The sequence below is a fragment of the Actinokineospora cianjurensis genome (assembly GCF_003663795.1).
Classification (GTDB): domain Bacteria; phylum Actinomycetota; class Actinomycetes; order Mycobacteriales; family Pseudonocardiaceae; genus Actinokineospora; species Actinokineospora terrae.
In genome coordinates this window covers 181,717-188,667 of record NZ_RCDD01000009.1, presented here as the reverse complement: position 1 = coordinate 188,667, position 6,951 = coordinate 181,717, and the positions used below count along the sequence as shown (strand labels likewise).

Here is a 6,951-nt window from a genome sequence, read left to right as displayed (position 1 = left end):
AGGGTCTCCACCGCCACCCGCGACCGCGGGTCCTTCGCCAGGAGCGCGTCAAGGACCGAGTCGCTGATCGCGTCGCAGATCTTGTCCGGGTGGCCCTCGGTGACCGACTCGGACGTGAACAAGCGTGTGGACACTGCTCTCCCTCTCGTGGGCGGCGCGCGGCCGGTCAGCGGCGGACGATCTCGAAGACCTTGTAGGTGACCTGCTCACCGGCGAGCACCCGGCTGGAGCTGTCGAGCAGCGACAGGGCGACGCCCTTGTCCTCGGCCAGCCCGGCCACCCGGGAGAAGTCGCCCAGGGTGTTGAAGGTGACCAGCGCGCGGCCGCCGGGCAGCAGCCGGTCGGGCACCTCGGCGAGGTAGCGGCCGAGCGCGGCGTAGCCGGGGTCGAAGATGGCCCACTCGAAGTCCTGGGTGAACTCGAAGTCGCGCGGCGCCTCGAACACGCTGCAGTTCCAGAACACCGTGTCGTACTTGGCATCCGGGTCCAGGTCGGCGAACACGTCGCTCTTCCGCACGTGTGCGCGGTCGGCGATCCCGTGCCGCTCGACGTTGAGCGCGGCGCTGGCCACCGCGGTGTCGGTGATGTCGGTGGCGGTGACGTGCGCGCAGCCGTGCAGGGCAGCCCAGACGGCGGTGACGCCCGCGCCGCAGCCGATCTCCAGGAAGCTGCCGCCGAGCGGGTACGGGATGGCGGTCGTGTAGTACTCGGTGCCGGTGCCGGGGTGCGGGGCGTAGCAGCCGGGCACCACGTCCCACTCCAGGCCGAGCAGCTCGAAGGTGCTCGGCTGGGTGTTGCCCTCCGGGCCGAGCTCGTCGACGAGCTTGCGCCCGACGCGGTAGCGCTCGTCGAAGGTCGCTGACGGCTGGTTCATCGTTCTCCTCCTGGGCGGGTCAGGGGGCTCGCGCTGGTCATACCGCGAGCAGGCGCCGGAGATCGGCGGCGTACTTGGCGATGTAGTCGCGCGTGAGCCCGGGGATGTCGCCGCCGAGGTCGACGCCCCCGGCCAGCACCGCGGCGCGGAAGCGCTCGGACGGGATGGCCGAGCCGCGCACGACCGGCTCCGGGTCGGCGAAGCGGTGCACCAGCGGCAGCGCGGAGTGCGCCCGCCTGGCCTCGGGCAGGCCGCGCAGCGCGGTCTCGAAGCGGCGGGCCCAGTCGGCGTAGTCGGCGATCCGCTCGATCCGGTGCCCCGCCTCGGTGAGCCAGTCGACGACGGTGTCCAGGGAGACGCCGTCGTCGTGCGGGTTGACCAGGCTGTAGGTGCGGTAGCCGTGGGCACCGGCGGATGGGCCGAGCGCGACGATCGAGGCGGCGGTGAAGTCGACCGGCAGGCCGTCGTAGTGCGAGCCGCCGTCGCCGTCGTTGCCGTAGAACGACCTCGGGGCGATCCCGGTGGCCAGGACGCTGAGCAGCAACCGGGTGAACACATCCGGCACGTTGAGCTGCCCGGCGTAGCGGCGGTGGGCGAGGATCATGTTCGACCGGAACACCGTGACCGGCAGCCCGCACAGCTCGTGCGCGTCGCGCAGCAGCACCTCACCGGCCCACTTGCTGGTCGAGTAGCCGCCCGCGTAGCCCTCGTGGACCGGCTGCGTCGGCAGCGCGTCACGCACGTCGGGGTCCTCGCCGAGGGGTTCTCCGGCGCGGGAGGTGGCGACGGCGACGCTGGAGACGTAGGTGAACTGCTTGAGCCTGGCGGTGATGCCCAGCTGGACCAGTTCGGCCGTGCCGACGACGTTGGCCTCGAACAGGTGGTTGTAGGGCAGCACGTGGTTGACGTGGGCGCCCGCGTGCACGATGTGGTCGACCTCGGCGGCGAGCCGGTCCCAGGTCGGCTGGTCCAGACCCAGCCGCGGTTCCGCGATATCGCCCGCGAGCACTTCCAGGTGCGGCTCCAGGCCGTCGACGGTGGCGACCAACTCGTCGTCGCCGGTGTCGAACGCGGCCAGCAAACGCTTTCGCGCCGCCGCGGCGTCCTTGCCGCGCACCACGCACACCAGCTTGCCGTCGACAGGTGCCAGGCGCCGCAACCACTCCAGCGCGAGGAAGCGGCCCAGGTAGCCGCTGGCACCGGTGAGCAGCACGACCTTCGGGTCCGCCTCGGCTCGTGGTAGCGCGCGTGCGCCGGTGATCAGGTCGGCGTCGAGGAACTTGTCGAGCGTCAGGTCACTGGCGTGGACCTCGTCGGTGGCGTCGCCGTGCACCGCGGCGAAGGTCGGTCGGTCCACTGAGGACTCGCGCTTGGCCTGGATGTACTCGGCCAACTGGCGCAGGTCGGTCGCCGGGCTGACCAGCACGTCGATCGGGACCTGGATGTCGTAGATGTCGTTGAGCAGGGTGGCGAACGGCACCGCGGACAGCGAGTCGCCACCCAGGTCGCGGAAGTGCGAGTCCGGGTCGACCTCGGAGCCCGACAGCAGGGCGCGCGCGGCCCGCTGCACGGTCTCCAGCACCGGCCGCCCGGCACCGGTGCGGCGGATGTCGAGCAGTTCCTCGGACTCGCGGTCGGAGATGCTCCGGTACAGGTCTTCGAGCCGCTCGCGGTAGTGCTCCAACAGCTGCGGGCGCAGGAGTTTGCGGTGGTCGGAGAGCAGGCCGTTGGCCTGGCTGAACGGCTCGGTCTCGACGAGGAACTCGCGCGGGATCTCGTAGGAGTTGAGGCCCGCTTCCTTGGCCACGGCCTGGAAGGACTCGCTCAGCCGCTCCTTGACCGCGATCGAGGCGGCGCCGTAGCGCTCCAGCGTCTCGGGGGTGGGGACAACGACGGCGAGCAGGTAGGAGCGGGCGCTGTTGCCGTAGACGAAGATCTGGCGCACGAGCGGACTGGTGCCGAACGTGGCCTCCAGGCTGGGCAACGCCACGAACTCGCCCTGGGATAGCTTGAGCACGCTGTTGCGCCGGTCCAGGATCGCGAGCCGGTCGGGCTCGACCTCGGCGACGATGTCCCCGGTCTTGTAGTAGCCGTCCGCGTCGAACAGGGTGGCGGAGACCTCGGGTTGCTTGTAGTAACCCGGGATCACCGAGTCGGTCTTGATCAGCAGCTCGCCGCGCGGGTGCGGGGTGTCGGTGCGGTAGTAGCCGAGCTCGGGGACGTCGACGATCTTGTAGTCGAGCACCGGCGGGCGCAACATCCTCCCGTCGACCGAGACGCCCGCGATCTCCGTCGCGCCGTAGAGGATGTGCAGCTCCAGGCCGAGCAGCCCCTCGATGAAGACCCGCAGCTCATCCGACAACGGCGCCGAACCACAACTGGCCCAGGCGATCCGGCCGCCGAGCACGCGGTCGCGCATGTCCTTGGTGACCAGCGCCTCGACCTGCTCGCGGTCGCCGCCACCGACCACGCGCCGGTCGACCTCGCTGCGGTGGTACTGGTAGAGCATCTCGCACACCCGGGGCACCAGCGACAGCTCCGTCGGCCTGGCCAGCGCGATGTCGTCGAGGAAGGTCGACAGGTCGCCGCTGGCCATGAAGTAGCTGATCCCGCCGCGCGCCAAGGTGTTCTTGACCGAGGAGTGCCCGGCGACGTGGCTCATCGGCATGTAGTGGAAGGTGACCGCCTGGATCTCGGAGAACAGCGCGGCCCACCCGCCGCCGCCGAACATCGCGCCGACCAGCTTCTCGGTGTACATGGCGCCCTTGGGGGTGCCGGTGCTGCCGGAGGTGTAGACCAGCATGGTCAGCGGGTCGGCACCGTCCTCGGCGACGAAGTGCGGCGCCTCCGGCAGGTCCGCGCCCCTGGCGACGAGGTCGGCGAAGGACTCGACGGCCACTCCCCTGCCCGCGTCGGTGAGCCGGGCGGCCGCGGCCTCGACCCGTTCGCGCTGGTCGTCGACCTCGGGCAGGTAGTCGAACACCACGAGCCTGCGCACCGACGCGCCACTGAGCACCAGGTCGACGGCGACGTCGATCCGGTCCAGGCTGGCCGCCACCACGGTCGGCTCGGTCTCGGCGACGATCGCCGCCAACTGCCCGAACGGCGCGCTGGTCTGCAGCGGGACGGTGACCGCGCCGCGCAGGACGCAGGCGAGGTCCAGGGTCGTGTAGTCGCGGCTGGCGAATCCGAGGAACGCCACCCGCTCCCCCGGCGCCATCGCGTGCGCGTCCTGGACCCGCAACTCGGTCGCGGCCGCGCGCACCCTGGCCCACAGCTGGGCGAAGGTCGTGGTCTCGTACCGGTCCAGCAGGCGAAGCGAGGTCCGGCCGGTGCCCGGGTCGCGGGTGAGCTCCCTGGCTCGCTCCCCCACCGCGGGCCGGTCGGCGTACCGGTCCATCACCGCTGCCACGGTCTGCGTCAAGCGCATTCTGGGTCTCCACATTCGCCTCACCGGGCGGCCCGGGGCGCGTGGGGGCGCCAGGGGACCCGGTGCTCGGTCGGGATCAGATCGGCATCGCACGGCGACCGCCCTGCCGGACCTCGGCGTCGGCGCGTGTCGCTCACCGTTACGCCAACCGACGCTACCCAGCCCGGTGGCGGCCTCCCAGCAACCGGCGCCGGATCTGTCACGTCGGCAGGTTGCGGCCGTGCTCGCCGACCCTGGGCGCGCGAGAGCCCCGGACCCGCCTCGGGTCCGGGGTTACCGGGAGTGACCTACAGGGCCCTGGCCGGCAGGGTGGGCAACGCGGCGAGCGCGTCGACCAGCGGTGCCAGTTCCGGCAGCTCCGCGGCCGCCCGCAGCGCCTCGGCCAGCGAGTCGTCGTGGGTGGAGCGGGCCTGCTCGAGCACCGCGCGGCCCTCGGGGGTGACCTCGGTGTAGATGCCCCGCCGGTCGTCGGGGCACAGGTAGCGCTGCAGCATCCCGCGCCGCTCCAGGCGGGTGACCAGTCGCGTGGTGGCCGACTGGCTCAGCACCACCGCGCGGGAGAGCTGGGTCATCCGCAGGTAGCAGCCGGAGAACTCGTCCTGCCTGGACAGCACGTCGAGCAGGCTGTACTCGCTGACCGACAGGTCGTGGGCGCGCTGCAGCGCCCGTTCCAACGCGTCCTCGATGCGGGCGTGCAGGGCCGCCAGGGTCCGCCAGCCCTGGGCCCTGGTCTCGGCGAGCTCGTCGGCGATCTCCACGAAGACCATCCCTCCTTGCGACCAACTGCTTGCATACGGCATCATCAGCTGCGTGCAACATAGCGCGTGTGCAACTATCTCGGACGCCGGTAAAGCGCGCAGCTCTAGGTTACCCGGCTGAGGCAAGGCCAGGACAGCAGGCGGACCGCGCCGAGGCGACCGCCCGCTCCACCCCGACCGGCGACGGCGGGGACGGGAGCGGGTCCGACCGACCCCCCGGGTGGACCGGGCCGGCACCCGCGGTATGCCGACAAATGCCGGAGTCCAATTCCGGCACCACGTGAACACAACTCAGTCCCGGACCAACAACTGATTCGGGGGCGGTTCTCGCCGTGCCCCGACCGGGGTCTTCGAAGGGTGGTATCAGATGTCGACCAGCTTGACTCCCGACGAGCAGAAACGGGATGGCGACGCGGGCGCGACCCCTGCGGCAGCGGGCGGTCCGGTGCGCTGGAAGGCGCGCCAGTGGATCCTGCTGTTCATATTCAGCGGCGCGATCATGCTCGACGGCCTCGAGAACTCGATGATCGCGGTGGCCATTCCGGAAATCCAGGCCGCGTTCGGCGTGAGCGCCGCGACCGCGCAGTGGGTGCCCGGTGCCTACATCCTGGCCTTCGGCGCGTTCCTGCTGCTGGGCGGCCGGTGCGCGGACCTGTTCGGCCGCAAGCGGGTGTTCGTGATCGGCATGGCCGTGTTCGCGGTCATCTCGCTGCTCGGCGCGTTCGCCGACGACGCGCTGCTGATCATCGTGACCCGGTTCGTCAAGGGCGTCGCGGCGGGCTTCACCGCGCCAGCGGCGATGTCGCTGCTGGCGACGACGTTCCGCGAGGGGCCGGAGCGCAACAAGGCGTTCGGCATCTTCAACGTGTTCGAGGCATCCGGCTACTCCTCCGGCCTGCTCATCGGTGGCGTGCTCGCCGCGGTGAACTGGCGGAGCACGTTCGTGCTGCCCGCGGTGGTGGCGGTGCTGCTGATGCTGGGCGCGCTGAAGTACCTGCCCAAGGACCAGCCGCGCACCGAGCGGGCCCGGCTGGACATCGGCGGCGCGCTGACGCTGCTGCTTGGCATGATGCTGCTGGTGTTCACGGTGGTCTCCGCGCCGGAGGTCGGCCTCGGTTCGTGGCGCTCCATCGGCGGGTTCGCGCTGTCGATCGCGCTGCTGGTCGCCTTCGTGCTCATCGAGCGCAGGGTCGCCGACCCGCTGATCCGGTTGGGCATCTTCCGCGACCGCAACATCGTCGCCGCCAACGTCAGCTCCTTCCTGCTCTACGGCGGCGCGATGGCCTTCCAGTTCGTGCTGGCGCTCTACCTGCAGAACCTCAACGGCTGGGAGCCGTGGCACATGTCGTTCGTGCTGCTGCCCGCCGGTCTGATGGTGGTGGTGATCGGCCCCAAGCTCGGCGACATGATGGAGCGCTTCGGGGTCAACAAGGTCCTGATGGTCGGCCTGGTGTCGTTCATCCCGTGCTACCTGCTGCTGCTGCGCATCGGCCCGGAGCCCGCGCTGTGGACGGTACTGGTGCCGGTGTCGGTCATCTGGGGCTTCGGCTTCGCGCTGAGCCTCGCGGCGCTGATGGTCTCGGGCACCAACGGTGTCTCGGACGAGGAGCAGGGCCTGGCCGCCGGTCTGCTCAACAGCTCGCTGCAGGTCGGTGGCGCGTTCGGCCTCGCGGTGGTGACCGCGGTGATCGTGCCCGCCGTCCAACTGGGCGACCTCTACCCCGGCGTGTGGGTGATCCTCGGCTTCGCGGTGCTCACGCTCGCCGCACAGGGGCTGCGCAAGAAAACCCCGTGATTCGCCCAGCGGAACACCACTGTCCGGTGGGTGGGCGGTACTCGCGCCGCCCACCCACCGGGTGCGGTCTCCCACACCGGGCGGACGAACGCAC

5 protein-coding genes are annotated in these 6,951 nt (G+C 70.9%); 1 reads left to right on the top strand and 4 read right to left on the bottom strand.

The window, feature by feature from the left end; all coding sequences use genetic code 11:
* The 4 genes from CLV68_RS31590 to CLV68_RS31575 all read right to left on the bottom strand — a co-directional run.
* Positions 1–170, bottom strand: a 170-nt coding sequence (locus tag CLV68_RS31590) for an S-adenosylmethionine synthetase N-terminal domain-containing protein (protein ID WP_425454893.1), incomplete at its 3' end; no start/stop codon positions are given.
* Positions 167–874, bottom strand: a complete 708-nt coding sequence (locus CLV68_RS31585; RefSeq protein ID WP_121394645.1) for a methyltransferase — start codon at positions 872–874, stop codon at positions 167–169. The genes CLV68_RS31590 and CLV68_RS31585, both read right to left, overlap by 4 nt.
* A gap of 37 nt (positions 875–911) precedes the next feature.
* Entirely contained in the window at positions 912–4,319 is a 3,408-nt protein-coding gene (gene car / locus CLV68_RS31580; RefSeq protein WP_281274718.1) for a carboxylic acid reductase, read from the bottom strand.
* A 272-nt stretch (positions 4,320–4,591) separates the two neighbouring features.
* Positions 4,592–5,071 carry a MarR family winged helix-turn-helix transcriptional regulator gene (locus CLV68_RS31575; protein ID WP_425454892.1) on the bottom strand — a complete coding sequence of 160 codons (480 nt, stop codon included), beginning with the start codon at positions 5,069–5,071 and terminating at the stop codon, positions 4,592–4,594.
* Positions 5,072–5,429: 358 nt separating this feature from the next.
* Here CLV68_RS31575 and CLV68_RS31570 point away from each other — a divergent pair, with 358 nt between their 5' ends.
* Positions 5,430–6,857 carry an MFS transporter gene (locus CLV68_RS31570; protein ID WP_121394644.1) on the top strand — a complete coding sequence of 476 codons (1,428 nt, stop codon included), beginning with the start codon at positions 5,430–5,432 and terminating at the stop codon, positions 6,855–6,857.
* Positions 6,858–6,951: the final 94 nt, after the last annotated feature.